Below are 1,051 nucleotides of genomic sequence, written 5' to 3' on the forward strand. Positions count from 1 at the left end.
TCCGCCTTGCGGACCAAGCCGCCCTCAGATGGTATCGCTTGCATGTCTGCGTTACATTGGAGCGGTCGTCGCCTAGAACAGCTTGCAATTCTATCGCGACGGAAACCCGAATAGTGGATGTCCATGTCCGACACAATCCTAGCTGCTGAACCAACTATCCGCCTTATTGCCTTCCTATCCGTCCTGGCGGCGATGGCACTTTGGGAAGTGGCCGCACCCCGGCGAAGTCGGGATATTCCGCGCGTTATCCGATGGACAAACAACCTTGCGCTCGTGGTGCTCGACACCGCCATCCTGCGGCTGACCTTTCCAATCCTCGCAGTTGGTTTCGCAGCCATGGCCGAGGATCGCGGATGGGGGCTCTTCAATAACATCGAGGCGCCGGTTTGGGTTGCCATCGTGGTCTCCATGCTGCTTCTAGATCTCGCAATTTATCTTCAGCATGTGATGTTCCACGCCGTACCGGGGCTTTGGCGTCTGCACCGGATGCATCACGCCGACCTTGATTTTGACGCGACTACTGGCTTGCGTTTCCATCCGGTAGAAATCCTCATCTCGATGGGGATCAAGCTAGCGGTCGTAGCAACCTTGGGGCCGCCCGCTGTCGCCGTGCTCCTTTTCGAGGTGACCCTGAACGCTACCGCGCTCTTCAATCACGCAAACATTGAATTGCCGCGTCCGGTGGATCGAATTCTCAGATGGATCGTCGTCACTCCAGACATGCACCGAGTCCACCATTCAGTCGATCCAAGCGAGACCAACTCGAACTTTGGCTTTAATCTACCGTGGTGGGACCGACTTCTAGGCACTTACGTTGCGCAACCCAAGAAGGGGCACAAAAGCATGGAAATCGGCATCAAGCAGTTTCGCACACGCCGAGACCTCTGGCTCGACCGAATGCTACTTCAGCCGCTGCGCGGCCCGGCGAGCGGAGGTGCCCTCGGTACCCCGAGCCAACAGAGGCGATCTTCATCTGTCTCGTCCGGGCAAACCAAGCTGGGCACTGACCAAATAGACCAATAGCGCTGAACCAAAGACTGCTTTGCCGCGC

General features: G+C 57.3%; 1 protein-coding gene. It reads left to right on the forward strand.

What is annotated here, in order from left to right:
• The first annotated feature begins 123 nt into the window (after nucleotides 1–123).
• On the forward strand, nucleotides 124–1,023 hold the full coding sequence (locus AC2FI9_RS22800; protein WP_496771017.1) for a sterol desaturase family protein: 900 nt from the start codon (nucleotides 124–126) through the stop codon (nucleotides 1,021–1,023).
• Nucleotides 1,024–1,051: the final 28 nt, after the last annotated feature.

It is taken from the genome of Ruegeria sp. CDSA246, from assembly GCF_059611225.1.